Annotated in this window: 22 protein-coding genes; 14 read left to right on the top strand and 8 right to left on the bottom strand. The window is 64.5% G+C overall.

The features are described from left to right. Nucleotides 1-95 precede the first annotated feature (95 nt). The 4 genes from C2138_RS08135 (at nt 96) to C2138_RS08120 (ending at nt 4219) form a co-directional block, all read left to right on the top strand. Nucleotides 96-1175 (top strand): thiamine pyrophosphate-dependent dehydrogenase E1 component subunit alpha, encoded by a 1080-nt coding sequence (locus C2138_RS08135; protein ID WP_233245565.1) that lies wholly within the window; start codon nt 96-98, stop codon nt 1173-1175. A gap of 23 nt (nt 1176-1198) precedes the next feature. Then, nucleotides 1199-2203, top strand: a complete 1005-nt coding sequence (locus C2138_RS08130) for an alpha-ketoacid dehydrogenase subunit beta (RefSeq protein WP_422395413.1) — start codon at nt 1199-1201, stop codon at nt 2201-2203. Then, nucleotides 2200-3453, top strand: a complete 1254-nt coding sequence (locus C2138_RS08125; RefSeq protein WP_108516944.1) for a dihydrolipoamide acetyltransferase family protein — start codon at nt 2200-2202, stop codon at nt 3451-3453. Before C2138_RS08130 ends, C2138_RS08125 begins: the two co-directional genes overlap by 4 nt. Before the next feature lie 91 nt (nt 3454-3544). Beyond that, nucleotides 3545-4219 (top strand): 4a-hydroxytetrahydrobiopterin dehydratase, encoded by a 675-nt coding sequence (locus C2138_RS08120; protein WP_108516942.1) that lies wholly within the window; start codon nt 3545-3547, stop codon nt 4217-4219. Between the two features lie 7 nt (nt 4220-4226). Here C2138_RS08120 and C2138_RS08115 read toward each other — a convergent pair whose 3' ends face one another. Next, nucleotides 4227-4838 (bottom strand): TetR/AcrR family transcriptional regulator, encoded by a 612-nt coding sequence (locus C2138_RS08115; RefSeq protein ID WP_108516940.1) that lies wholly within the window; start codon nt 4836-4838, stop codon nt 4227-4229. A gap of 115 nt (nt 4839-4953) precedes the next feature. On the opposite strand from C2138_RS08115, the gene C2138_RS08110 reads away from it, so the two are divergent. The 4 genes from C2138_RS08110 to C2138_RS08095 all read left to right on the top strand — a co-directional run bounded on the left by C2138_RS08110 (nt 4954) and on the right by C2138_RS08095 (nt 10594). Continuing rightward, a complete protein-coding gene (locus C2138_RS08110) occupies nt 4954-6561 on the top strand; it encodes a carboxyl transferase domain-containing protein (RefSeq protein WP_108516938.1) in 1608 nt (535 codons plus the stop codon). A gap of 5 nt (nt 6562-6566) precedes the next feature. Next, nucleotides 6567-8537 carry an acetyl/propionyl/methylcrotonyl-CoA carboxylase subunit alpha gene (locus C2138_RS08105; RefSeq protein ID WP_422395396.1) on the top strand — a complete coding sequence of 657 codons (1971 nt, stop codon included), beginning with the start codon at nt 6567-6569 and terminating at the stop codon, nt 8535-8537. Beyond that, on the top strand, nt 8534-9712 hold the full coding sequence (locus tag C2138_RS08100) for an acyl-CoA dehydrogenase family protein (RefSeq protein ID WP_108516934.1): 1179 nt from the start codon (nt 8534-8536) through the stop codon (nt 9710-9712). The genes C2138_RS08105 and C2138_RS08100 overlap by 4 nt, the downstream gene beginning before the upstream one ends. 75 nt (nt 9713-9787) lie before the next feature. After that, nucleotides 9788-10594, top strand: coding sequence for an HpcH/HpaI aldolase/citrate lyase family protein (locus C2138_RS08095; RefSeq protein ID WP_108516932.1), 807 nt, complete (start codon nt 9788-9790; stop codon nt 10592-10594). Between the two features lie 41 nt (nt 10595-10635). Here C2138_RS08095 and C2138_RS08090 read toward each other — a convergent pair whose 3' ends face one another. Then, nucleotides 10636-11556, bottom strand: coding sequence for a DUF4190 domain-containing protein (locus tag C2138_RS08090; RefSeq protein ID WP_108516930.1), 921 nt, complete (start codon nt 11554-11556; stop codon nt 10636-10638). An 81-nt stretch (nt 11557-11637) separates the two neighbouring features. On the opposite strand from C2138_RS08090, the gene C2138_RS08085 reads away from it, so the two are divergent. Next, a complete protein-coding gene (locus C2138_RS08085) occupies nt 11638-12555 on the top strand; it encodes an SDR family oxidoreductase (protein WP_108516928.1) in 918 nt (305 codons plus the stop codon). Nucleotides 12556-12564: 9 nt separating this feature from the next. On the opposite strand, the gene C2138_RS08080 is transcribed toward C2138_RS08085, so the two are convergent. The 4 genes from C2138_RS08080 to C2138_RS08065 form a co-directional block, all read right to left on the bottom strand. After that, nucleotides 12565-13014: a globin gene (locus tag C2138_RS08080; RefSeq protein WP_108516926.1), complete on the bottom strand. Its 450-nt coding sequence runs from the start codon at nt 13012-13014 to the stop codon at nt 12565-12567. Nucleotides 13015-13016: 2 nt separating this feature from the next. Further along, entirely contained in the window at nt 13017-14069 is a 1053-nt protein-coding gene (locus tag C2138_RS08075; protein ID WP_108516924.1) for a mechanosensitive ion channel family protein, read from the bottom strand. 123 nt (nt 14070-14192) lie between these two features. Continuing rightward, a complete protein-coding gene (pepN, locus tag C2138_RS08070) occupies nt 14193-16742 on the bottom strand; it encodes an aminopeptidase N (RefSeq protein ID WP_108516922.1) in 2550 nt (849 codons plus the stop codon). A 56-nt stretch (nt 16743-16798) separates the two neighbouring features. Further along, the gene (locus C2138_RS08065; protein ID WP_159078177.1) at nt 16799-17413 is read right to left on the bottom strand and encodes a hypothetical protein; all 615 of its coding nucleotides are present in this window, start codon (nt 17411-17413) and stop codon (nt 16799-16801) included. Nucleotides 17414-17670: 257 nt separating this feature from the next. On the opposite strand from C2138_RS08065, the gene C2138_RS08060 reads away from it, so the two are divergent. The 5 genes from C2138_RS08060 (at nt 17671) to C2138_RS08040 (ending at nt 22016) form a co-directional block, all read left to right on the top strand. After that, the gene (locus C2138_RS08060) at nt 17671-18288 is read left to right on the top strand and encodes a mycothiol-dependent nitroreductase Rv2466c family protein (protein WP_108516918.1); all 618 of its coding nucleotides are present in this window, start codon (nt 17671-17673) and stop codon (nt 18286-18288) included. 21 nt (nt 18289-18309) lie between these two features. Then, nucleotides 18310-18795, top strand: coding sequence for a ribose-5-phosphate isomerase (locus C2138_RS08055; RefSeq protein ID WP_108516916.1), 486 nt, complete (start codon nt 18310-18312; stop codon nt 18793-18795). A gap of 2 nt (nt 18796-18797) precedes the next feature. Continuing rightward, the gene (locus tag C2138_RS08050) at nt 18798-19820 is read left to right on the top strand and encodes an Fpg/Nei family DNA glycosylase (RefSeq protein ID WP_108516914.1); all 1023 of its coding nucleotides are present in this window, start codon (nt 18798-18800) and stop codon (nt 19818-19820) included. 79 nt (nt 19821-19899) lie between these two features. Then, nucleotides 19900-20514, top strand: coding sequence for an FMN-binding negative transcriptional regulator (locus tag C2138_RS08045; protein ID WP_108516913.1), 615 nt, complete (start codon nt 19900-19902; stop codon nt 20512-20514). Then, nucleotides 20511-22016: an amidohydrolase gene (locus C2138_RS08040; protein WP_108516911.1), complete on the top strand. Its 1506-nt coding sequence runs from the start codon at nt 20511-20513 to the stop codon at nt 22014-22016. Before C2138_RS08045 ends, C2138_RS08040 begins: the two co-directional genes overlap by 4 nt. 67 nt (nt 22017-22083) lie before the next feature. On the opposite strand, the gene C2138_RS08035 is transcribed toward C2138_RS08040, so the two are convergent. Together C2138_RS08035 and C2138_RS08030 are read right to left on the bottom strand one after the other, a co-directional pair. Continuing rightward, a complete protein-coding gene (locus C2138_RS08035; protein WP_108516909.1) occupies nt 22084-25893 on the bottom strand; it encodes an SCO7613 C-terminal domain-containing membrane protein in 3810 nt (1269 codons plus the stop codon). 143 nt (nt 25894-26036) lie between these two features. After that, nucleotides 26037-26225, bottom strand: a complete 189-nt coding sequence (locus C2138_RS08030; protein ID WP_108516907.1) for a DUF2510 domain-containing protein — start codon at nt 26223-26225, stop codon at nt 26037-26039. Nucleotides 26226-26340 lie beyond the last annotated feature (115 nt).

Below are 26340 nucleotides of genomic sequence, written 5' to 3'. Positions count from 1 at the left end.
CTGTGACGTCAGCGATTGTCAGCACGGGACGAGTTCAGGGTCCTGAAAACCGTGAGCCGAACGCGACCGAGGCAGCAACCGAGTTTCTCGACCCAGTGCAGAGCCCGGCAGAGACACCTCTGCGTTTGCTCGGCCCAGACGGTCGCCGCATCCCCAACGACGATTTCGACCCGTGGGTGAGTGACATAACGGCGGAGAGACTCGCCGAACTCTATGAAGACATGGTCGTCGTTCGCCGTATCGACAGCGAGGGAATCGCGCTGCAGCGGCAGGGGCAGGTGGGGCTGTGGCCTCCGCTTCGAGGGCAGGAGGCAGCGCAGATCGGGTCAGCTAGGGCGCTGAGATCAGACGATTTCGTCTTCACGAGCTACCGCGAGAACGCCGTCGCCTACTGCCGCGGCGTTGGTGTCGAGGAGATGATGCCGATGTGGCGGGGCACGGCAGCATCCGGCTGGGATCCTTACGAGTTCGGGATGGCGCCGCCCGCCGTCATCATCGGTGCCCAAACGCTCCACGCAACCGGTTACGCGATGGGCTGTGCAAAAGACGGTGCAGATTCGGTTGCCGTCGCCTACTTCGGCGACGGGGCAACAAGCCAGGGGGATGTCTCGGAGGCGATGGTGTTTGCCGCCGCATTCCGTGCCCCCGTCATCTTTCTCTGCCAGAACAATCACTGGGCGATTTCGGAGCCCGTGAGTCTCGTTGCGCGCAGGCCTCTCGCCGACCGCGCCCCAGGGTTCGGCATTCCGAGCATTCGAGTCGATGGCAACGACGTGCTTGCCATGATGGCGGCGACCCGGTGGGCGCTTGATCGAGCACGGCGAGGTGACGGGCCCAGCTATATCGAGGCGGTGACCTATCGGATGGGGCCGCACACCACATCCGATGATCCGTCTCGCTATGCCGACCCCGCCGAGCACGATGAGTGGCTTCAGCTCGACCCGATCGCACGAGTGGAGCGCAATCTCGAGCTAAATGGCCTGCACAGCGTGCATGAGGTGGCATCACGCACTGCGGATGCCGTCGCCGCCGATCTCAGGCGCGCCTGCCTTGAGCTGCCAGACCCTCGCCCCCTCGAACTTTTCGATCACGTGTTTACTGAGCCGACATCGCGCGTGCTGCGCCAACGCAGCCAGTACGCCGCGTACCTCGACATGCTGGGGGAGGAGCGATGAGCGGCGAGATGGCACAGAAGACGGTGGCGCAGAAGACGCTGGGCGCGGCGATCGGGCTTGGACTCGATGGCGCCCTGGCCGCCGACGACAGAGTGTTGCTGATGGGCGAAGACATCGGGCGTCTCGGCGGCGTCTTTCGCGTGACAGACGGTCTGCAAAAGAAGTGGGGGGCCGACCGGGTAATCGATACGCCTCTTGCAGAGGCGGGCATCCTGGGCACGGCCGTGGGCCTCGCCTATCGCGGCTACCGGCCGGTGGTCGAGATTCAGTTCGACGGTTTCATCTATCCGGCGTTCGACCAGATCGTGGCGCAGGTGGCAAAACTGCATTACCGCACGCGCGGCGCCGTTCGCATGCCGATCACCATCAGGGTGCCGTTCGGCGGGGGCATCGGTGCGGTCGAGCACCATTCCGAGTCGCCCGAGGCATACTTTGCGCACACCGCCGGCCTGAGGGTCGTGGCGTGCTCTCACCCCCAGGATGCGTATTGGATGATTCGGCAGGCCATCGCCTGCGACGACCCCGTGCTGTTCTTCGAGCCGAAGCGGAGGTACTGGGTTACGGGCGAGGTTGACGCTTCGCTCGATGCTGCACCGCCGCTTGAGGCCGCCCGCGTTGTCGTTGAGGGAACCGACGCCACGATTGTGACCTACGGCCCGCTCGTGGCGACGGCGCTTGACGCGGCGCTCGCGGCAGCCGATGAGGGCATTTCGCTTGAGGTTATTGATCTTCGCTCGCTGTCTCCTGTGGACTTCGATACCGTTGAGGCCTCGGTGCGCAAGACTGGTCGCCTCGTTATTACCCATGAGGCACAACAGTTCGGCGGTCTCGGTGCCGAACTTGCAACGAGCATCACCGAACGCTGCTTCACCCACCTTTTGGCTGCACCAGCGCGTGTCACCGGCCACGACATCCCCTATCCGCCCTCACGGCTAGAGGAGCACTTTCTCCCCGATCTCGACCGTGTTCTCGACGCAGTTGACCGCGTGCTCGGCCGTGCAAACTCTTTGACCGGATGGACACTATGAGCCTTCGCGACTTTGCCCTCCCCGACCTCGGCGAGGGCCTTACCGAATCAGAGCTTGTGTCGTGGGAGGTGCAGGTCGGGGACACGGTCGAGCTGAACCAGATTCTTGCGGAGGTTGAGACCGCCAAGGCTCTCGTGCAGCTTCCCTCGCCTTTCGCGGGCGTGGTGCGCTCCCTTCTCGCAGACCCCGGCGACTCCGTGCGCGTCGGCTCGGTGATCGTGTCGATCGAGACGGATGACGGGGATGACTCTCCGCCCGCAGCAGATCTCGAGGCCGCTGATGCCGTTACCGCGGCAGTGGTCGACCCCGAGCCGGTTGCTGCCGAGAGCGTGAGCGAGGGCGTGAGCGAAAGCGTGAGCGAGGGTGTTGCCCCAGCGGCGAACCGCACCGCCGTCCTCGTGGGTTACGGGCCCAAGGGTGAGACGGGGGAGCTTCCCCGGCGACGCCACCGCAGAACGGAGTGGCTGGCCTCTCATCAGGCGGCGCCCGTGGCGGCCCGGGATGCCGCCGATTCTGCGTACTCGGGCGCTACAGATGCATTTGAGCAGCAGTCGGAGGTGCGCAGCCCCATCACGGGGGTCCGTCGGCGGATGGCGGAGGCCATGGTGCAGAGTGCGTTCACGGCACCTCATGCGAGCCTCACCCTCACGGTCGATGTGACACAGAGCCTTGAGCTGCTCGATCGGCTGAGGCAATCGCCGCGTCTTCGCGAGCACAGCATGGGAATTCTCACTCTTGTTGCGAAGGCGTGCCTTGTGGCGATCAAGCACACGCCGGAGATCAACAGTCGGTGGGATGAGTCCGCTCAGGAGGTGGTCCAGTTCGCTCATGTGAACCTCGGGATCGCCGTCGCAACGGATCGAGGATTGCTGGTGCCGAACATCCGCGGTGCCGACGAGCTCTCGTTGCCCGCACTGGCCGATGCAATGACCGCGCTCACCGCATCGGCGCGGGAGTCGGCGACTACGCCCCACCAGCTCGTGGATGGCACCTTCACGGTGACCAATGTCGGAGTTTTTGGCGTGGATGCTGGCACTCCCATTTTGCCGCCGGGGGAGGCGGCAATTCTTGCGTTGGGTGCCATTCGCCGGGTGCCGTGGGAGCACGACGGAGAAATCGAGTTGCGCAGCGTGGTCACGCTCACGCTCGCGTTCGATCACCGGTTAATCGATGGTCGGCAGGGCTCTGAGTTCCTTACGACGGTGGGGTCGATTCTGAGGGACCCGGCGGGCGTTCTCGCTCTCGTATGAGGCAGCGAGCACCACAGAGGCTCGTGAACTCAGGCCAGATGCTCACCTCCAGGCACTTGACGCCCACGGAACTCGGCGGGAAGGTGGGCGCATGAGCGAAGTCAGCGTCGACCCCCATAAGCTCCTCACTCCCGAGATGACCGCAGAGGATCTCGCCGGTACGGCGTTCGAACATCTCGCCGGTGCGCTCAGGGCAAACTACACGACCCCCGATTTTGTGACGGCGGCGGCGATTGTGACGCGTGCGGGTGAGATTGCTGAGTCGCTAAACCACCATCCCGATATGAAGCTGGGTTGGGGCCGGGCAGAGTTCGTGCTCACGTCTCATGATTCCGGAGGCGTTACCTCGCGCGACGTGCAGCTGGCACGGGATATTCATTCCCTCGCCGTGCACGTCGGCGGCGAACCGGCAGACCATATTCCTAGCGTCTACGAGATCGCAATCGACACGACAGAGCCCGGGAACCTTCGTCCCTTTTGGAAGGCGGTGCTCGACTACGTCGACGTTGACGGCGGCGATTCTTCGAGCCTGGTAGACCCGCGCGGCGACGGTCCCAAGGTCTGGTTTCAGAGCATGGATGCTGCCCGCACAGAGCGCAATCGCATGCATGTCGATGTTTATGTTCCTGCGCATAATGCCGAAGCGCGGCTGGCCGCAGCTCTTGCCGCTGGCGGTGCTCTCATCACGGATGAGTTCGCGCCGGACTGGTGGGTGCTCGCCGATATTGAGGGCAACGAGGTCTGCATCTGCACATCGGCCGATTAGCTCGGGACTATTGCGAGGCCGAAAGGCTGGCTGCCAGCGCCATGTCGCTCAAGAGGGCTCGAAGCGAATCCCCAGCGATTCCGCTTGCGGTATGCGGGGTGGAGTTGATGAGGCCGAAAATGGCCTGCACCCGAACCCGAAGCTCCTGACGGGTCTCGGTGCGCAGCTCAGCGGCAACGTCGACCCAGAGCTCGCTGTATCGCCGCTGAAGCTCTCTCACCGTGTGGCGGGAGTCGTCTGACAGGCTGTGCAGGTCGCGATCGTGAACGCGAATGACGTCGGGGTCTCTCACGGCGAAGTCGACGTGGAAGTCGATGAGTGCTCGAAGCGTCACCGCGGCCGGGGATTGCTGCGCGATCACGGAACGACCGCCCGCGAGCAGGGATTCGCTAACGCCGATGAGCAGCGCGGCGAGGACGGCCTGTTTGCTGGCGAAGTGCCGGTAGACGGCGGGGCCGCTCACGCCGACCGCGGCGCCGAGCTCCTCGAGTGAGACCTGGGCGAAGCCGTTCTCGGCAAAGAGACGCGCCGCCGCTTCGAGAAGCGCTGTTCTGCGGTCGGCCTTTGCCCTGGTGCGAGACGATCCGTCGGCTGGCGGGTCTGGAGTCTGGGCTGTCACGGGGGGTTCCCCTTCGATGGCGAGAGAGTTAGCCTGTAGTTCAGTTAGTCGAGACTAACTGAAATTGGCTTGAGGAGCGGTCCGCTCTCATCCACAGCAGCTCAGAAGGTAGTCAATGAAGACACTGGAAAGTCGGGTCGACGTGACCTCGGCGGCGTTCGAGGCGAACGCCACCGCACAAAAGGCGCTCGTCGCCGAACTGCGCGCGAGACTCGCCGAGGCGGCGCTGGGTGGCTCAGAAGCATCCCGGTTGCGTCATCAGAGCAGGGGAAAGCTGCTGGCCCGCGACCGCGTTGACCGCCTCCTCGATGAGGGCAGTCCGTTCCTTGAGATCGCACCGCTCGCCGCGACGGGGCTTTATGGTGACGAAGCTCCTGGAGCCGGGGTCGTCGCTGGCGTCGGCCTCGTTCACGACCGCCCCGTCCTGGTCATTGCTAATGACGCAACCGTCAAGGGCGGAACCTACCTCCCTCTCACGGTCAAGAAGCACCTAAGAGCACAGGAGATTGCCCTGGAGAATCGGCTCCCCTGCATCTACCTGGTCGATTCGGGGGGAGCCTTTCTGCCGATGCAGGACGAGGTTTTCGCCGATCGCGACCACTTCGGGCGCATCTTCTACAACCAGGCCCGCATGTCGGCGCAGCGCGTGCCGCAGATCGCCTCCGTCATGGGATCCTGCACGGCAGGCGGTGCCTATGTACCGGCGATGAGCGACGAAACCGTGATCGTGCGGGGCGAGGGAACGATCTTTCTCGGCGGCCCGCCGCTCGTCAAAGCGGCAATCGGCGAGGTTGTCACCGCTGAGGAGCTCGGTGGAGGCGAAGTGCACGCTCGGCGCTCTGGGGTGGTCGATCACCTCGCAGACAACGATGATCATGCTCTGCAGATCGTGCGCGATATCGTCGAGACCCTGCCGCCGCCCGCCGAGGCCGCCTGGCAGGTGAGCGCATCAGAGCCGCCACGGGTGCCGCAAGACGAGCTCTATGGTGTCGTTCCCACCGACGTTCTCGAGTCATACGACGTCCACGAGGTCATCGCCAGGCTTGTTGATGGCAGCGAGTTTCATGAGTTCAAGGCGGAGTACGGCACGACTCTCGTCACCGGGTTCGCCCGCATCCACGGGCATCCGGTGGGCATCATTGCCAACAACGGCGTGCTGTTCAGCGAGTCGGCTCAAAAGGGAGCTCACTTCATCGAGCTGTGCGACCAGCGCGGCACGCCCCTGGTCTTTCTGCAGAACATCTCGGGCTTCATGGTGGGGACGGACGCTGAGGCGGGCGGCATAGCAAAGCACGGAGCAAAAATGGTCACGGCGGTGGCCACGACCCGGGTGCCCAAACTCACAGTCGTGATCGGCGGTTCATTCGGCGCTGGCAACTACTCCATGTGTGGAAGGGCCTACTCGCCCCGCTTTTTGTGGATGTGGCCAGCGGCGAGGGTTTCGGTAATGGGCGGCCAGCAAGCATCGTCAGTGCTGTGGTCGGTGCGGCGGGAGCAGATGGCTGCCCGAGGCGAAAGCTACTCCGCGGCCGACGAAGCAGACTTTCGCCAGCCCATCGCTGACCGCTACGAAGAGCAGGGAAGCCCGTACTATTCCACTGCCCGTCTGTGGGACGACGGGGTCATCGACCCTGCCGATACCCGCACGGTGCTGGGGCTCGCCCTCCGGGTGTGTGCGTCGGCGCCCCTGCCAGAGCCGGCCTTCGGCCTGTTTAGGATGTGACCGCCGTGCCCCCTTTCGAGAGCGTTCTTGTGGCCAACCGCGGCGAGATTGCGGTGCGCATTATCCGCACCCTTCGGCGGCTGGGCATCCGTTCCATCGCCGTGTACAGCGATGCTGATGCGGATGCTCCGCATACGACGCTCGCCGATGTGGCAGTGCGAATCGGGCCGGCCCCCGCCCGTGACAGCTACCTCTCCGTCGATGCGATTATGGCGGCGGTGCGCACGACCGGGGCACAGGCGGTGCACCCCGGGTACGGCTTCGTGTCGGAGAGCGCGCCGCTGGCGCAGGCGTGCTCCGACGCCGGCGTGGTGTTCGTTGGCCCCCCTGTTTTTGCGCTTGATCTGATGGGCGACAAGATCAGAGCAAAGATCCATGTGCAGGAGCGGGGCGTCCCGGTGATTCCGGGAGTGTCCCGGCCAGCGCTCGGCGACGCCGAGCTCATCGAAGCAGCAGGGTCTGTGGGGTTTCCGCTGCTCGTTAAGCCGTCGGCCGGTGGTGGAGGCAAGGGCATGCAGGTCGTGGAGGATCCGGCGCACCTGCCCGACGCACTGGCCGCAGCCCGCCGCATCGCTAAGGCCGCGTTCGGTGACGACGCTCTGCTGTTGGAGCGCCTCGTGACGTCACCACGCCACATCGAGGTGCAGATCCTGGCCGACATGAGCGGGGGAGTCGTCCACCTCGGGGAGCGCGAATGCTCTCTGCAACGCCGCCACCAGAAGGTAATCGAGGAGGCTCCGTCTCCGCTTCTGCAGTCGCCGCAGGGCGCGCATCTTCGCGAACGGATGGGCGCTGCGGCGTGCGAGGTTGCCAGAGGTAGCGGGTACGTGGGCGCTGGAACCGTTGAGTTTCTCGTTTCTGCCGAATCGCCGGACGAGTTCTTCTTTATGGAGATGAATGCGCGGCTGCAGGTGGAGCATCCCGTTACCGAGGAGGTCGCGCGGGTGAGGGGCGAGCGGGTAGATCTTGTCGAACAGCAGCTGCGCATCGCCGCGGGCGAGCCGCTTGGCTTCTCACAGGAGGATGTGACCCTCAGCGGGTCTGCCGTCGAGGCCCGCATCTATGCAGAAGACCCTCGGCAGGGCTTTCTCCCGTCGACCGGGGTTGTCGTGGCGTTGCACGAGCCAGCGGGAGAGGGTGTCCGCGTCGACAGCGGGCTTGCTCTCGGGCGCAGCATCACTGCAGATTATGACCCTCTGCTGGCCAAGGTCATTGCACGGGGTGATGACCGCGCCCAGGCGCTCTACCGGCTCGACCGTGCTCTTGCCGAAACGCTCGTTCTGGGCGTGCACCACAATGTCGAGCTTCTTCGAGTTCTTCTGGCCGACCCCGATGTGCGGTCGGGCAGCCTCGACACCGACCTCATCGCGCGGTTTCTGCCTCGGCACGAGTTCGGAGTGCCGGATGCTGTGGCGCTCGATACCGCTGCATCGCTGTTCTGTGGTCGCGTCGATGGTGCGGAGCCGTGGCGACGCCGCGACGGATGGCGGTTGGGTGAGCACCGGCCTGCGGTCGTCACTATCGACGATGGCGACGAGTGGCGCTCTGTCGCGGTGCCGCAACCCGTATCGGTGCTCCCGCCGAGGGATGTCGCGCTCGACGGTGACACGGTCTGGATCGGTCATGGCGGAGCATCCGTAGCCCTGCGACGAGTGTCTCGTGAGGAGTCACTTGAGCGTGAGCTCGCCGCTCTCGAACGCCAGGAGGGTGCCGTCTCGCCCGAGGTTCGTGCCCCGCTCGCTGGCACGGTTGTCGATGTCTCCGTCGCCTCGGGCGACCGGGTCACCGCACGGCAGGCGCTGGTGACGATCGAGGCAATGAAGATGGAGCACACCGTGCTGGCTACGAGCGAGGGCATCGTCACGATCGATGTGCGCGTGGGAGACCTCGTGCGGGCCGACCATCGCGTGGCCACAATCGCCGCCGACAGCTCATCCGCCGCCCAACCGACCCCCTTGAGAGAGGTTCAGCCATGAACGACACCGCCCCCGGATATGGGCTCAGTGACGAGGAGAATGAGCTCGCGGGCCTCGTTCGCACCTTCACCGACGAGGTCATCGCCCCCATCTCGTATCAGGCCGACCGCGATCACGCCTTGCCGTTAGATGTCGTCGCCAGGATGGGCGAACTCGGGCTCTTTGGCCTCCCCTTCCCCGAGGAGGCGGGCGGCCAGGGCGGGAGCTACCTGACGTTCTGTCTGGCTGTCGAGGCGATCGCCAGGGTTGATCAGTCGCTCGCTATCACGTTGGAGGCGGCGGTCGGGCTCGGCGCGATGCCCCTGTTTCGTTTCGGCACCGCTGAGCAAAAAGCTCGCTGGTTGCCCGACTTGCTCTCCGGGCGAGCCCTGGCGGGATTCGGCCTCACCGAACCCGAGGCGGGCTCCGACGCCGGCGCAACCCGCACCACCGCGGTGCTCGACGGCGATGAGTGGGTCATAAACGGCACCAAGCAGTTCATTACCAACTCTGGCACCGACATCACGAGCTTCGTCGCCGTTTCGGCAGTGACCGCGAGAGTGACGGATGCCTCTGGCAAACCCCGCGCCGAGATCTCCACGATCATCGTGCCCTCCGGAACCCCGGGTTTCACGGTCGAGCCCGCCTATGACAAGGTCGGCTGGCGGGCATCCGACACCCACCCGCTCACCTTCGACAACGTGCGGGTTCCCGCCGCGAACCTTTTGGGCCAGCGAGGCAAGGGCTTCACGAACTTTCTCAGCACGCTCGACGAGGGTCGCATTGCGGTTGCGGCCCTGGCGACAGGGGCAGCAGAAGGCTGCCTCGAGGAATCGGTGACCTACGCCAAGCAGCGGGTTGTCTTCGGTGTGCCCATTGCCGAGCATCAGTTCATTGCCTTCACGATCGCGCGGATGAGGTCGCGGGTGCATACCTCGCGCCTGGCGTGGCATGATGCCGCGCGGAGACGCGATGCCGGTGTGCCCTTCGCCGAGCAGGCGGCCATCGCCAAGCTGGTGGCGAGCGACGCGGCCATGCTCAATGCGAGGGATGCAACTCAGATTTTTGGGGGATACGGGTTCATGAACGAGAGCGTTGTGGGGCGGCACTACAGGGATTCCAAGATTCTTGAGATCGGCGAAGGCACCAATGAGGTGCAACTCATGATCATCGCCCGCTCTCTTGGCCTTGGATAGCTCGCTCCCCGCCTTGGATCGAACTCCGGGGTCGTCGGCGCCCGCCGTTCGCAATACTCTGGACGGGTGCATGACATGACGTTCACCATGGGTCCCGCCATCCTTTTCTGCCCAGCAGACCGGCCGGAGCGCTTCGCCAAAGCCGCCGATCGAGCCGATGCGGTCATCCTCGACTTAGAGGATGCCGTCGGTGCCGAAAACAAGGCGGCGGCCCGCGAGGCGGTCATCGCTTCGTCGCTCGACCCCGAGCGCACAATTCTTAGACTCAACGGCACGCGCAGCCCCGAGTTCGAAGCCGACCTCGAGACGCTTGCCCGCAGTGGATACAGCACGGCTATGGTGCCCAAGGTTACGAGCCCCGAGGAGCTCGCTGACCTGGCCGCCTACCGCGTAGTCGCCCTCATAGAGTCGGCCGAGGGAGTGTTAAACGCCTCTTACATTGCGGCTTTGCCCCAGGTCGTCGGCCTGTTCTGGGGGGCGGAAGACCTCACGGTGTCGCTGGGTGGAACCAGCAGTCGTGGGCACGACGGCCGCTATCGCAACGTCATCGACCACGCGCGGTCCAGCATCCTGCTCGCCGCCCGGGCTCACGGCAAGGCGGCGATCGACGCGATCAACGTGGACTTCACGAGCCTCGGCATACTGCAGGCCGAGGCTGAGGATGCCGCCCAGAGCGGTTTCTCGGCGACAGCGTGCATCCATCCGGCCCAGGTCGAAACCATCCGCTCCGCTTACCGACCGGATGCTGCCCAGGCCGACTGGGCTCGCCGTGTTGTGGAGGGCTCGCTCGCGAACAAGGGCGCTTTCACCTTGGATGGCACGATGATCGACGAACCCGTCATCCGCCACGCAGAGGCGCTTCTGCGCCGCGCATCGGCTTAGCGCTTCGCCGCGCCCAGCGTGACGCGTGACGCGGAGGGATATTAGCGCCACTGCCAGGTGTCGATCATGCGTTCGAGAATGTCGTCGCCGTCGTCGTCCATGGTGGCTACGGTGATCACCCAAAACTTGGATTCGCTCGTTTCTGATTCGCTCTCGAGCGCGTAGGTGGAGGGCGAGAAGGTGGCGATCACCACGTTGGTGGTGTCGGGCCCCGCGCCATTGTCGAGACGCGTGATGTTAGCGGCTGCCCCATCAATGGTCATGGGCTCGTTGAGCGTTGTGACGGTGCCGAGCTGCGAAAAGTAGGCGTCGGCAAGGTATGTGACAGCGGCGTCGAGGTCGTCGCTGTCGCCACCGAGGCCGACTCCCCACGATGCCACAATCTCACTGTCGACAGGTTCGACATAGATGGAACCGAAGATGTCGCCCTCGCCGGTGTTGATGAACTCGCCGTTCTCGTTGAGCTCGCCCCGCAGCTCAAGGGTTGTCCAGCAGGCCTCTTGATCTGCCGCCGACTGGCTGTTGATGTAGCCGGAGGGGGCGTCGAAGCCGTAACACGGAGTCTCGACAATTTGCGGGGGCACCACCTGATCCGCGATCCCGTCGGTCACGTCGTCAGAGATGTTGGCGAAACTCACGAGCATCAGCGGCAGGAGGGTGATCGCCAGAACCGTCGTGATCACGCTCGCGATTATCGCCAGGGTCGACAGGATCACCGCGGTGATTCCCATGCCCCGGCCCTTTCGACGAACGAGAGCAATGATGCCGAGAATGAGGCCCGTGATGCCAAACAGTGCCCCAACGATGGGAATCCAGCCCGCGAGAAACGCGAGAATACCCATAACGAGGGCGGCAACGGCGATACCGCCGACCGTGACGGTGGAGGCCCCGGAGTCGGGCGTAGCCGGCTGCGGTGCGTCTGCCTCGGGGGAGCTTGCGGGGGAGAGCGGCGGGGTGCTCATAGGAGATTCCTTCGCTGAGAGGCTGTCCTCTCCTGACACTACCCTTGAAGAAGATCGCTTAGCCGAAAGGACAATCCGAATATGGTTTTCGCTGTCGCCGGAGCAACCGGCCACCTCGGTCGACTCGTCCTCGACTCGCTTCTCGACCTCGGGGTAGCACCCGGCGATATCGTCGCCATCGGACGCGACACAGCCAAGGTTTCGGATTTTGTGGCGAAGGGAGTTGTTGCCCGCTCAGCCGACTACTCGGATCGCGGAGCGCTCGATGAGGCTCTCACCGGAGTCGACCGGCTGCTCTTGATCTCGGGCAGCGAGGTGGGTCGTCGCGTAAAGCAGCACAAGAACGTGATTGACGCGGCCCAGCATGCCGGCGTTGGCTTTATCGCCTATACCAGCGCACCGCATGCCGACACCTCAACCCTCGCCCTTGCTCCCGAGCACAAAGCGACGGAGGCCATGGTGCGAGCATCCGACATCCCTTATGCCATGCTGCGAAACAACTGGTACACCGAGAGCTACGTCCAGGTTGCAGAACAGGCCAAATACACGGGCCTCATCATTGCAAGCCTGGGCGACGGTCGCATCGCGAGTGCGAGTCGCCGCGACTATGCAGAAGGTGCTGCGCGGGTTCTCGTCGCAGAAGGGCACGAGGGTCAAACCTACGAGTTTGCCGGGGACACTGCGTGGGGGTACGACGAGCTCGCGGAGGTCGTCTCGGAGATCGTCGGCAGGAAGGTTACCTATAAGCGTGTCTCGTACAAGGAGCACCGCAAGATTCTTAGCAAGGCGGGCCTCGATATGGGCACGGCGGCATTCGTGGTCACCCTCGATACCAACACCCGTGACGGTGCGCTCGCCGATGCGAACCCCACGTTGAGCACTATTCTCGGTCGGCCGACAACCCCTCTGGCTACAGGCCTCGCGGAGGCCTACGCCGAGGCAGAGGCTTCGAGAGCTGCAGAGGCCGAGGCGCAGGGTGAGCCCGACGCACCGCAGTAGCGGCCGGCGCTACTCCTCGAAGGTGTTGAGCATCGCCGTCGCCGCGCGCTCGAAGTAATCCCACAGGGTCGCATCGTCGAGTTCGCTCAGGTTTAGGGTGTCTTGCGCCGCCCGCATGTGCTTGAGCCAGCGGTCCCGAGCATCGGGGTTGACCTTGTAGGGGTTGTGCCGCATCCGCAGCCGCGGGTGACCGCGTTCTTCGCTGTAGGTTCCTGGCCCACCCCAGTACTGCTCAAGAAAACCCGTGAGGCGTTGGATAGCGCCTTCGAGGTCGTGCTCTGGATACATGGGCCACAGAACGTCGTCGTCGCGAACTCCGGCGTAGAAGGCGCGAACGAGCTTCTCAAACGTGGCTCGTCCGCCTACCCGGTCATAAAAGCTGGGGGCTGCGGCCGCGCCGAATTCGGTGGTGCGGAGCGTGATGGGGCTGCGCACGGGGTCGCCTGCTGCTGGTGGCATTGTCACTTCTCGGTTCCCTTAGTTCGTGAGGGTGGAGTCTTGCGAGCTTGGGCTGCCGCGGTGGCTTCCTTGACCTCGTCGAGCTTGATGGGGCGAGTCTTGGGCGGACGGGCGCCTCCCACGCTCGTGGCACCCTCGAACCCCTGCAGCACAACGCTGTTGAGGGCGGGGAGGCGCACTCCCATCTCGTCGAGGGTGCGCTTGAGTCTGGCGCGCAGCTCTCGGGCGACATCGTCTTTGCTCGCCGCGCGAGTCTTGACGACAAGGCGAACCACAACCGCTTCGGCCGAAATCGACTCGATTCCCCAGATTTCGGGGCGATCAAGCATGCGGCTGCGCCACTTCGAGTTCTGGTACATGTCGACTGCGGTCCCCAGGATGCGCTGTTGCACGAGGTCGACATCGGCGTCATACGGAACAGCGAGGTCGATGATCGCCCGGGCCCAGCCCTGGGACGTGTTGCCGACGCGCAGAATCTCGCCGTTGCGCACGAACCAGAGGGTGCCGTTCACGTCCCGCACCTGAGTCACCCGAATGCCGACGACCTCAACGACTCCCGTTGCCGGGCCGAGGTCAACGACATCGCCGACGCCGAGCTGGTCCTCGGCAACCATGAAGATGCCGTTGAGCACATCCTTGACGATGTTTTGGGCACCGAAACCGAGGCCAGCACCCACCGCCGCACTCAGAAGGCCAAAGGCAGCCGTCGCGTTGGGAAACACGACATCTACGAGCAACAGCAGAGTGATGATGACAATTGTCACGGTCACCGCGCTGTTGAGGACCGTGCCGAGGGCTCTGGTTCGCTGCACCACGCGCACCGCCGCAAGCGGCGACGAGAAGAGCGCCTGGGTGTCGTCGATGTTCTCCTTCTTCTTGACACCCGTCACGACGCGGTTGACGATGCGACGAATGGCCAAGCGCAGAACCCAGGTCGCGGCGACCGCAATTCCGGTCAGCAGAAGCACTTTGAGGGGCACCTGCCAGAACTCGATAAAAGAACCGACGCCGGCCCAGAAGGCGTTCCAGTCGAAAGGTGTAGGTGTCTCTTCCATCCGCACCAGTCTAGGAGCAGCTGTCAGAGACACGGCTGACTGAACGACGAAAACGGGCCAGGGCCAGCAGGCAATGCCGCTGGTCCTGACCCGTCACCCGAACGTCGCTCAGTGCTTGTGGCCTTACTGTGCGTCGCGCTCCTGAACGCGGAGAGCTCGCTCAACACCGTCGAGGTTCTCGATCACCAGGCGTCGCAGCGCTGGGATCTGCTGATTGGCGGCGAGCCACGCCCTCGTCGCGATCACGAGCTCATGTGAGGCCAAAGGAGCGGGGTAGAGACCAACGATCAGTGAGGAGGCAATGCCGTAGCTGCGCGTGTTCCAGAGATCCGTGAGGCTCTCGAAGTAACGGCCCACCAGCGGCTCAAGCAGCGCGGGGTCGTTGACGTGCTGCAGGCCCATCGCCGTGTGGCGAACGATGAGGTTCGAGACGGTGTCGTCGTCGAGCAGCGAGGAGAACGCCGCGAGCTTTGCCTCTGCCGTGGGGATCGTTGCCCTGGCGCGGGCCGCGGCCTGCTGACCGGTCGCCGTGTTGTCCTTGGCAAGCGCCTCGGCGATCTCGTCTTCGCCGGCAGCACCGAGAAGCACAAGGCCCTCGAGTAGCTCCCATGCCAGGTCGGTGTCGATCTCCAGCCCGTCCAGTGCGATCTCGCCCGACAGCAGGCTGCACAGAGTCGCCGCGTGCTCGTCCGTCGAGGGAATAGCAGCAAAGAACTTCACGAACTGGAACTGAGCATCCGAGCCCGATTCTGCGGCCTTGGCAAGGTTCCACAGCTCGGTTCCGACCGTCTCGATCGTCTGAGCGCGCGTGGCGGGGTCGACATAGCTGCGAGCCACCGTGAGGAGCTGCGACAGAGTCGTACGGATGGTCGTGCTCTCGGTCTCCGTCGCGATGTTGCCCAGAACGAGGCGCACGTAGTCACTGGCTTTGGTCTCGGCATCCCGCGTGGAATCCCACGCGGAGCCCCAAACGAGGGCCCGGGCGAGCGGGTCGCCGATGCTGCTGAGGTGTGCGATCGCCGTCTCAAGGGAGTGCTCGTCGAGACGGATCTTGGCGTAGGCCAGGTCGTCGTCGTTGATCAATGCGAGCGCGGGGCGCTGCAGACCAACGAGCTCGGGAACCTCGGTGCGCTCACCATCGACATCGATCTCGACCCTGTGCACGCGCGTCAGCTTGGCATCGGCCGCGTTGCTCGCGAGTTCATAGAACCCGATCGCCAAGCGGTGGGGTCGAATGGTCGGGTAGTCCTTCGTTGCCGTCTGTACGACGGTGAACGACGTGATGCGGCCATCCCCGCTCGTCTCGATTTCGGGGCGCAGAGTGTTGACTCCGGCGGTCTCCAGCCACAGCTTCGACCAGCTCGACAGGTCGCGGCCGCTCGTCGTCTCAAGCTCCGTGAGCAGGTCGCTCAGCTCGGTGTTGCCGTACGCATGCTTCTTGAAGTACGCGGCAACACCCGAGAAGAATGCATCGCGGCCAACCCACGCGACGAGCTGCTTGAGAACCGAGCCGCCCTTGGCGTAGGTGATGCCGTCGAAGTTGACCTGCACATCTTCGAGGTCGTTAATCGTCGCAACCACGGGATGGGTCGACGGAAGCTGGTCCTGGCGGTACGCCCAGCTCTTCTCCATTGCCTGGAAGGTCGTCCATGCCTCGGTCCACTCGGTGGCCTCTGCGGTCGAGATAGTGGAGGCCCATTCGGCGAACGACTCATTGAGCCAGAGGTCGTTCCACCACTTCATCGTGACGAGGTCGCCGAACCACATATGGGCGAGCTCATGAAGGATCGTGACGACGCGACGCTCCTTGATGGCGTCGGTGACCTTGCCGCGGAACACATACGTCTCAGTGAACGTCACGCATCCGGCATTCTCCATGGCCCCAGCGTTGAACTCGGGAACAAAGAGCTGGTCATACTTCTCGAACGGGTAGTCGTAGTCGAACTTCTCCTCGTAGTACTCGAAGCCCTTGCGAGTGATGTCGAAGATGTAGTCGGCGTCGAGGTACTCGCTCAGCGAGCGGCGGCAGAAAACACCCAGGGGAACCACCCGACCGCTGCGGTTGGTCAACTCGCTGCGAACCACGTCGTAGGGCCCGGCCACAATCGCCGTGATGTACGAGGAGATTCGGGGGGTGGGGGAGAAACGCCACGTGCCCACCTCACCACTGATCTCGGGCTCAGGCGTGGGCGAGTTGCTCACAACCTGCCAGCGCGAGGGCGCAATGACCGTGAACGAGAACTCGGCCTTCAGATCCGGCTGCTCGAAGACCGCGAATACGCGTCGGCTGTCGGGCACCTCGAACTGCGAGTACAGGTAGACCTCGCCGTCGACGGGGTCAACAAAGCGGTGAAGCCCCTCGCCCGTGTTCGTGTATTCCATCTCGGCGACGACGGTGAGCACATTGTGCGAGTCGAGGGAGTCGAGCTGGATGCGCAAGCCATCCGCGGCCGATGTCGCCATCTCGGCACCGTTGAGGGTGATCGAGCGCACCGTGCGGGTGATCGCGTCAATGAACGTCGAGGCACCGGCGGTAGCCGCGAACGTTACGACGGTGGTGCTGAGAAAGGTCTCGTCGCCCGTGGTCACATCAAGTGTGACGTCGTAGCTTTCTACAGAGACAAGCGCACTGCGCTCCTGTGCTTCTAGGCGGGTGAGATTGTCTCCGGGCATCGATGCTCCTCAAATCACTGGTCGATTGCTTCGCAGCAAGCCTAACCGTCGACTCTCTAGAGCTCTGCGGAAACCCTCTTCTCGTTCCAGATCTTTGCCGGTGCCGGCATGGCACTGTGTCTCTCCGGCTTGCCGAGCAGGGCTTCGCAATCGGCGATTGCACTCTCGAGCATCTCCTTCAAGAGCGCATCCTGGTCGGCAATGCAGGCCTGGGCCGCACCCAGAACGGCGGTGCTCACGATCGCCCGGCCGGCCCGAGCAAACGAGATCGGTGCACGGGGCTGGTTTCTCTGGCAGAACTCGCGCGCCCACTGCATTGCCAGCGGAGCCTCACGTTCGGCCTGAGCTATGAGCGACTGCGCCCACACGATGTCACTCTGGCTCGCATCCAGGGCTCGCTGACACGCGATCACGCCCGTAGCAAGAGTGCGCTGCCGCGATTCGCTCACAGAGCCGAGCGCCGTCACGGCAACCCTCAGGGCGATGGCGATATCGACCGCTGGTGAGTCACCATTGAGACCGACGACCGAAGGAACAAGCGTGGCAAGCTCTTGCCTGCCGCGATCCGTCGTGAAGTCATTCACTCCTCTGGCGAGGAACGCCAGCAGGGGATGGGTGCACTCAGGATGATCGCTCCATCGTTCGCCCGCCATATACGAGGCGAATTCCATGAAGCACGCACCCTGCTTAGGTCGCCGATGCCTGCCTCGGGACAACACGGGAACGAAGTTCGGAATGCCCTGCATTTGCTCGTTAGTCACGCCGCCCATGAGCTACCTCCAGGTCGAGACGGATGCGCTTTGAATCAAGTGTGCGCCCGTCTTATGCCGAAGACCAGTGCCAGGGGGGCGCTGGAGCGAGAGTCCCTACGAACTCTCATCTTGCGGTCAGGTCGGCAAAGTTAGAGGGTGTGCGGTTGACTAGCGGTATGACGAATACGAACAGCGCCCGCGTCGAGTTTTGGTTCGATCCATCCTGCCCCTGGGCCTGGATGACGAGCCGATGGGTCGACGAGGTGGCGAAGCACCGCGACCTCGACATTTCATGGAACATCATGAGCCTGGCCGTCCTCAACGAAGACAAAGAAGACCTGAGCGACTTCTACAAGGCGTTCCTTCCGCGGGCTATGCGGTACACCCGACTCGTCGCTTCGCTCGCCGAGATCGAGGGCAAGCACATCGTCAAGCCTCTGTACGACGCACTGGGCACCCGCATTCACCCGGGTGGTCAGAGGGATGTCGACGAGGTGATCGCCGGTGCGCTCGCCGAGCTTGGTCTCGACCCCGCTCTGGCGCGCTACGCCGACAGTGACGAATACGACGCCCAGCTGCGGGCTAGTCACGCAGAGGGCATCTCCCGTGTCGGCCAAGACGTCGGCACCCCCGTTCTCGCTGTCAACGGAGTTGCCTTCTTTGGCCCAGTGATCTCGCCTGCGCCCAAGGGTGAGCAGGCTCTCTCCCTCTGGGACGGAGTCGTGGCGGCGGCGAGTTACGACGGATTCTTTGAGCTCAAGCGTTCGCGCACCCGCGACCCGCAGTTCGACTAGGCCTCTCATAGAATTGTCAGCATGCGCATCCACATCGCCACCGACCACGCGGGACTCGACTTCAGCCGGCACCTGCAGCAGCACCTCGCCGCGCAGGGGCACGAGGTCGTCGATCACGGTCCCGATCACTACGACGCGCTGGATGACTATCCGTCGTTCTGCATCAACGCGGCTCGTGGTGTAGCCCGCGACCAGGCAGAGGGAGTCGAGGCGCTCGGCGTGGTGTTCGGCGGCTCGGGCAACGGAGAGCAGATCGCCGCGAACAAGGTCACGGGGATTCGTGCAGCGCTCGTGTGGAGCATCGCTACCGCTGAGCTCGCTCGCGAGCACAACGACGCCAACGTGATCTCGGTCGGCGCACGCCAGCACTCGGTCGATGAGGCCGTTGCGTTCATCGACACGTTCATCGTCACACCCTTTTCCGGTAACGAGCGCCACGCCCGCCGCATTGCGCAGTTGGCCGAGTACGAGACCACGGGGGCCATCACCGGGCACGAGATCGTCTAGCGATGCCTGAGGGTCATTCCGTCCACCGCATCGCGCGGCAGTTCTCATTGCACTTTGTGGGCAGGCCCGTGGCCGTTTCTTCGCCCCAGGGTCGCTTTTCTGCTGGTGCCGAGAAGCTCGATGGTCACACCATGGTCGACGCACTTGCCGTAGGCAAGCAGATGTTCCTTGAGTTCGATCACGGGCTGTGGTTGCGAGTGCACCTGGGGCTCTATGGCGCCTGGGATTTTGCGGGAGACATCACCGCGGATGCCACGGTCGCCTCTGCGGGAGGCCGCATGGGGCAGACGAATCAGCGCGGCACTGTCGCCGAGCTTGTCACCGGGCACGACCTAGTTGTGCCGGGAGCAGCAGGCTCTCGCGGTGAGAACGAAGCATCTCTCCACAGCATCGGCGCCCCCCGCCGCACGCGGCTTCGCATGTCGGAGTCCGAGCGACAGGGCGAGGATATTGAGGAGTTTCCCCCGCCGCCCATCGGGCAGGTGCGCGTTCGCCTCCTCACGACGGATGCCGTGGCCGACCTCCGGGGGCCGACAGCGTGTGAAGTGCAGACCCCCGACGAGGTCGCCGTCTCGATCGGCAAACTCGGACCGGACCCGCTCGTCGGCGACCCCGCAGAAGGGGAAGAGCGCTTCGTCGCCGCTGTGCGCAAGAAGGCGACACCCATCGGTCTTCTCCTGATGGATCAGTCCGTCGTGAGCGGCATAGGCAATGTTTACCGGGCAGAACTTTTGTTCAGGGCGCGGCTCGATCCCTATACGCCAGGCAAGCTCGTGCCAGAGGAGGTCGTGCGCAATCTGTGGCGTGACTGGGCGCATCTGCTCTCGATCGGTGTCGAAACGGGTCAGATGATGACGATGGATGGGCTGGAAGGCGAGGCCTATGTCGCCGCGCTCGCCAGCAGAGACGACCGGCACTGGGTGTACCACCGCGAAGGGCAGCCCTGCAGGGTGTGCGGAACCCACATCACCATGGCTATGGCCGCGGCCCGCAAACTCTATTGGTGCCCTAACTGCCAACGCTGAGGCTTCAGCTGTCAGCGCTGAGCGTCACGGGCTACACCACGGGTTAAAAAGTGGCACCGCCTTCTGCAATCATGAGCGGATGAGGCATACCCCGCACTTCGTCGTCACTGATCCGCACGAGGTCAAGAGGCTGATTCGAGAGAACCCCTGGGCGACCATCGTCTCGAATACCGCCAATGGCCTTGTCGCCTCGCATTACCCCGTGGTGCTCGAAGAGAACCGGGATGAGATCAGCATCGTCAGCCACGTCGGTCGTCCCGACGATCGTGCTCTCGAACTGGGGCAGCACGAGATTCTCGTGATAATCCAGGGGCCGCATGGCTATGTGTCGCCCGGTTGGTACGGTCCCGGGGCTGGGGTGCCCACCTGGAACCACGTCACTGCCCATCTCTATGGAACGCCCGAGATTCTCAGCGACGAAGAGAACTGGCGCGTGCTCGGGGAGCTTGTTCATCACTTCGAAGACTCCATGCCGCACCCCCACCTGCTCGAAAACAACGAGGAATATGGGCGGAGCATCGTGTCGGGCACGGTGGGCTTTCGACTTGTCGTCAGCCGTTATGGGGCGAGGGCAAAACTGAGCCAGAACAAGCCGGCAGACGTCGTGGATTCCGTCATCGGCGAGCTCTCAGAGGGCGCCAACTATCCCAACCCAGCCTTGGCGGCAGAGATGAAGCGCGAGCAGGGACGGTGAGCGTGCTGCTTCGGAATGCCAACATCGGCGGGGCCCGGGATGTTGGGCTCGCCGATAGTAACGTCAGCGGTTACACGGATATCCTCATCGAGGCCGGACGGATAGCGCGCATTGCTCCCGGCCTTCACGACGGCTCCGCCGAAACCGTCGATCTCGAAGGTCGCGTCGTGATCCCGGGGCTGTGGGACAACCACGTGCATATGAGCCAGTGGGCCTTTGCCAGTTCGACCCTGAGCCTTGCGGCAGCGTCGTCCGCCCGGCAGGCGGCAGAGATGGTGTCGTGGGCCCTCGCGGCAGAGCCGGCAATGCGCGGTGGCGTCGATCGCTCGGACATGTCATCGCCCTTTGTTGGCACCGCATTTCACGATGCCCTGTGGCCGGATGCCCCGCATCGCACGGCGCTCGACGAGGTCTCGGGGAGCCGGGCGGTCGTGCTGCTCAGCAATGATCTGCACTGCGTCTGGCTCAACTCTGTCGCTCTTGAAATGTATGGTTTCGCGGATCATCCGACCGGGGTCCTGCGCGAGGACGACGCCTTCGCTGTCTCGCAACGGCTGTTGGCGGCGCCCGACGCTGTTCTCGATGGCTGGGTCGATAGCGCGCTGCGATCAGCGGCAACCAGGGGCATCGTGGGCATCGTCGACTTGGAGATGCGCTGGAACCTGGACGACTGGATGCGCCGCCGCCGCTCGGGATCCGATTCGACTCGCATCGAATTCGGCATTTACGCTCAGCACCTCGACCGCGCCATCGAGCTGGGGCTGCGCACGGGCCAGCAGCTCGACGAGCTGACGTCGGTCGGCAGGCTCAAGGTCGTCACCGATGGGTCACTCGGCACGAGGACAGCGTTCTGTTACGACGAATATCCGGGACTCTCCGGTCCCGATTCGCACGGCCTGCTCACCCTGCCGCCCCACGAGGTGATGCCACTCATTCGGCGTGCCGTGAACGCCGGTATCGAGCCGACCGTTCACGCGATCGGTGACCATGCGAATGCTCTGGTGTTGGATGCGTATGAGCAGTTGGGCATCCCCGGCCGCATTGAGCATGCACAGCTTTTGCGGGAGTCGGATGTCGCGCGGTTTGCGCAGTTGGGCATCGTGGCGAGCGTGCAACCCGAGCATGCGATGGATGATCGGGATATTGCCGACCGATTCTGGGAGGGCCGAACGCAGCGATCGTTCATGGTGCGGACTCTGCTGGATGCCGGGGTTGAACTCGCGCTGGGCTCCGATGCTCCTGTCGCGCCGCTTGATCCGTGGGTGACCATCGCGGCGGCCGTCGCGCGGTCTCGCGACGGCCGCGCGCCGTGGCATCCCGAACAAGCAATCTCGGTGGGGGATGCGCTGTTCGCATCCACTCGCACCCGCATTGGGGCAGGCGAGGTTGCCGACCTCGTTGTCCTCGATGCTGACCCCTGGGCTGCCTCCGGTGACGATCTGAGACGCATGCCTGTTGCTGCGACAATTCTGGCCGGGCGCTTCACCCATCGAGACGTGTAGTCACGTCCCTGGAGCCGTGACCACGCGCACTGCGCTGACCACGCGCACTGCGACGTGCTACGTGCTGCTAGCGGAGGGAGGCGATGCTGCCGACGGCCCGCTTGACGTCCCGCATCCGGTGTTCGTATCGGATGGCGATGGCCACGAGCAGCACTCCGCCGATTCCGGCCCAGACATACCAGTCCGCGGCTTCGTAGATCGCTACGATCTGCGGCGCAAACGTTCTCAGGGCGTGCACCAGCACCACAACGGTTCCGATGATGAACGGCGCTTGCAGCCGAAGCGCAACGCCAGCGACGATTGTCGCGACTCCGACGATGCCGAGAGCGACGAGCCTCCAGACGACGGGGTCGGTGAACGTGAGCAGGAGTGTGGGCAGCAGTAGTAGTGCGAGGCCCGGGCCCAGTGCTGGCCAGCTCCCGCTCCGGGGGTTGCGAGAAAGGCGTAGCGCTCCGGTGACGATCAGGGCCAAGGCCACCGGTGCTGTGACCATCTCCGGCGCCTCAACGTAGGCGAGCCCGACGAGAGCGGCGACCCCGGCAAACCCGATGGCGGTCCAGGCCGCAGGGGAGCCGAACGCTGCGGCGAGCGGCACGCGGCGTGCGAATGCTGCGACGTGAATCGCGCTCAGCGCCGCGACGACCACGACGACGCGGAGGGATGCGCCGACAGGCGAGCCTTCGGGCGTGGCAATCACCGCACCGAGTTCGTAAAGGGCGGCTGTGGCGATCGCGGCGACGACGAGCGCCTGGCCGAGCTTTGGACCGCTGATGGTCACTTTGCCCGCGGTGAGCTGCTCCCGGCGGCTCACGAATGCGGCACACAGGATGAGCGCACAGACCGATGGTGCAAGCCACATCTCCAGCACCCCTGCTGGCGAGGAGATCGCTTCTCCGGCGCGGAGAAGGGTGACGAGAGCGGTGCCTACAAGCCCGGCACTAGCAACTGCTGCCGCCGCGAGCCGGGAGAACTCAGTATGCCCAAGGGCGGCGTCGGCCGTAGTCGGGGCTGAGTTTTGCGAGCGACTCAGCACGGCTGATCCGACAACCAGCAGTATCGCGGAGACGAGCACAACGACAGCCGCCCGCACCAGGTCGCTCGTGTCGGTGCCGGAGGAGGCGAGCCCGATCGGCACGATCGCGAGCACGAGCCCCCAGAAAAGAAGCTGCGCCGCTGAGAGCGAAGCGTTCCGACGGATCCGGATGAGAACGGCGATGGCGATGAGAGAAGCGGCCGGGGGCAGGACGAACGGTTCAATGGCGCTGATTCCGGCGTCGGTCAGTGCCCACCAGAGCGCGGCTATCGCTAAGAACAGCGCAAGCCATCCGAGGTGGCGTCGAGGCGCCCGAGAGCTGACGAGACCATCGCGTGAGCTGGCAGCGATCGCCGCGGTCACGGCGCAGACAAGCAGCACAATCCAGCCCGTTTGGTTGGGCGACCCGATTGCCACGGTGAGCGCCAGCAGAGCTGTTAGGGCGACGCCGATATCCACGCCACGCCGGGGTGCTGCAGTCCACACCAGGGCAAGCGCAGCGATGAGCGCTGCAGCCACGGCGGCGTCCAGCCCAGCAGGCAGCCCGCCGGGAACAGCCAGATGCGCCGCTGCGTTCAGCGCCACTGCGAAGGCGGGTGCGATGAGCAAAGCTGCGCAGAACCGTTCGACCAGGGGAGAGGCGATGCTCCAGAGCGCTGTGGCGGCAGCGGTCACAGATGCACCGGCAAAGACCAACAGCGAGATGGAGGGGGGCGCATTCTCTGCCGGATAGATGGCCCACACTATGGCCGACGCGAGGAGGGCAGCGAAGGTGACCCACCACACGAGACGTCGTTCTAGCGTGGTGATCCAGCCCAGGTCCAGCGCGGCTACGGCGCTGAGCGCTCCGGCCAGAATGGCCACCGCCGCGGCGGACGTGAGTGCAGCGTTGCCCGAACCAGCAGGGGCGAGAAGCCATCCGCCGTAGGCGATGCCGATGAGGCTGAGGGACACAGCTCCGCCTGTGACAAGCGCGCGAGCCCACGCAGCGGAGCACACGATGATTCGAGCGACGACGAGCGCGGCCACCGTCACGATCGTCGCCGGGAGCCAGGTGTCGTCGGCAAGCCACCCGGCAAGCCACGTGGTGGCAAAGCCGCCGAGCGCCGCTGTTCGTGCTGCCGCGGAGTAGCTACGAGGCATCCGACGGAGGACGACAAGACCGACCGTGCCGAGGGCGGTGCTGGCGGTGAGCACGAACCAGACCGAGGGGAGCAGTGTTAGGGCGACTAACAGCACCGCCACGCCTGAGGGTAGGAGCCACGGCAACGCCGACCGGAACCTGCCGACCAGGCGCAGGCAGAGTGCCGTCGTAGCGACGGCGAGGGTGAGCGCAGCGACCGAATACAGTACGAGGGCGAAGGGCATACGCGCGGCGGCGCCCGATGAGACCGGGTCAAGGTCTACTGCGTCGCCCAGGAATGTGACCCAGTGGCCCACTGCGATGAATGCTGCGGGGAGTATGGCAAGGGCGGACACGCCGGCCGCCGCGAAGACTGCCGCGTTTGCCTGGGCCCGCTGCGCGGTGACGGCATTGCGGATGAGGAGCAGCACGACTGTCACCCCGAAGGCGAGGGCCGGGGCGATGAATGTGATGGACTCGTCACTGCGATCCGAGATGGTTGAGGTAGCGGCTCCCACCGCGAGGGCCGCTCCTGAAGCGCCCGCGAACACTATGGACGACACTCGGTCGAAGTGCGAACTGGGGCGGGCCCTCAGTGCGGCGCTGTGCGCGACGGCAATAAGCAGTGCTGTTCCCGCGCAGATGGCGAGCGGGACGGGAGCCGGAATCTGGGATGCGGGCAGTGTGAGTCCGAAGAGTGCTGCGAGAAGAAGCGCGATGAGACCAGTCGCGCCAGCGATCACCCGCTCAGGGAGGAGGCTGGCGCTTCGACCGGGCTTTTCTGGCACGGCAAGTGCGGCCATCTGGATGAGCGAACCCAGGGCAACCGCGATGCTGATGATGAATGCGGTTGTCGAGGAGGAGCTGTAGCTGTCGCCTGACCTGCTCAAGGCCGAGACCAACACTCCAACCCCCGGGGCAAAGAGCGAGTACCCCACGATGCTCGCCGCTCGCACACCGGCCACCCTGTGCCACAGGATGAAGGCGATGGCGCTGCCAACCAGCACGAGTCCCCAGTACGCGCGCCCATCGATCCGATCCGCGCCTCCGAGCGAATTTGCTCGAATCGCGAAGGCATCGAGGTATACGAGGAGAAGGGCGAAAACCGCAATCGCCTCAGCGCTCGCCGTCAGTCGTCGCTTGCGAAGCATCGATGCCGCGACGAAGGCCGCCACCGTGACGACGGCGATGATGGTTGACCGCCAGACGAGCCCGTAGTTGATGAACGCATAAATCAGAAAGAAAATGGCGAAGACGGAAAGCAGCGAGATTCCGGTGATGAGGAGGGCGATCTGCACGCCGGAGCGCCGCGGTGTCGCGCCTGGCCTGACGGGTGCGGCGGCAGCAGGTGGGGAAGCGACGGGGGCGGAGGGGGCGGTGATCGGCGCGGCCTGGGCTGGCGCGGCCTGGGCTGGCGCGGACTGGGCGGGAACGGTGTGGGCTGGCACGGCCTGGGCTGGCACGGCCGCCTTTTGTGCAGCCTCGGCCATGTGGCCGATAAGGCCCGCGCGGTCGTTGAGTTGGCGTGCAATCAGGCCCGACAGATCGGCGAGCTCACGTGCGTGAGCGCCGCTGAGATCGAGCCCGCACCGCGAGCACACAGCGCTGCGCAACGGAGTGAAGCACGCTGGGCACCGCGTGGTGTCGGTGAGATCGGAGATACTCCTGGGCCATTCAGCCCGAACATCGCCGAGCCAACCGCTGCCGTTTTCCACTCTCATCGCTGTGCCTTCCGCATAGTTGCCTCGACACTATCGAGGTGCTGCGCGGTTAGGGGATGAGAGTGGTTAAAGGGGGGTTGGTGCGCGTGTCGCCCGTTGGGGAGGAGCAGTGGGGAGGAGGAGTGCGATTCTTTTCCGAAACCCTACGGGCGGCCGGCAAGCGGCGTCCGATAGGCCGCCGAGACCTGAATCTCTGGCCGAGGGGGCTGCACCTCATTCGTCCACATCATGCCGTTCCACCACCGCACCTGGGGGAGGCCCAGTGGGTCGTGATACCACCCAGCGGGGGCACCGGTCGTAGCGGGGCTGGTAACAGTTGCGGTAGAAGACATCGGGTGACTCCTGTTGGGCAGGCTGTCCGAGGGGGCTCGGGCATACACGGGTGGGGTTGCTTGATGTTAGCCCCCTCTATGGGGGACATGGCAATGGCCTACGGGGTACGTTTTG

This window comes from Salinibacterium hongtaonis (assembly GCF_003065485.1).
Classification (GTDB): Bacteria; Actinomycetota; Actinomycetes; order Actinomycetales; family Microbacteriaceae; genus Homoserinimonas; species Homoserinimonas hongtaonis.
This window is presented reverse-complemented; position numbering and strand designations above follow the sequence as displayed.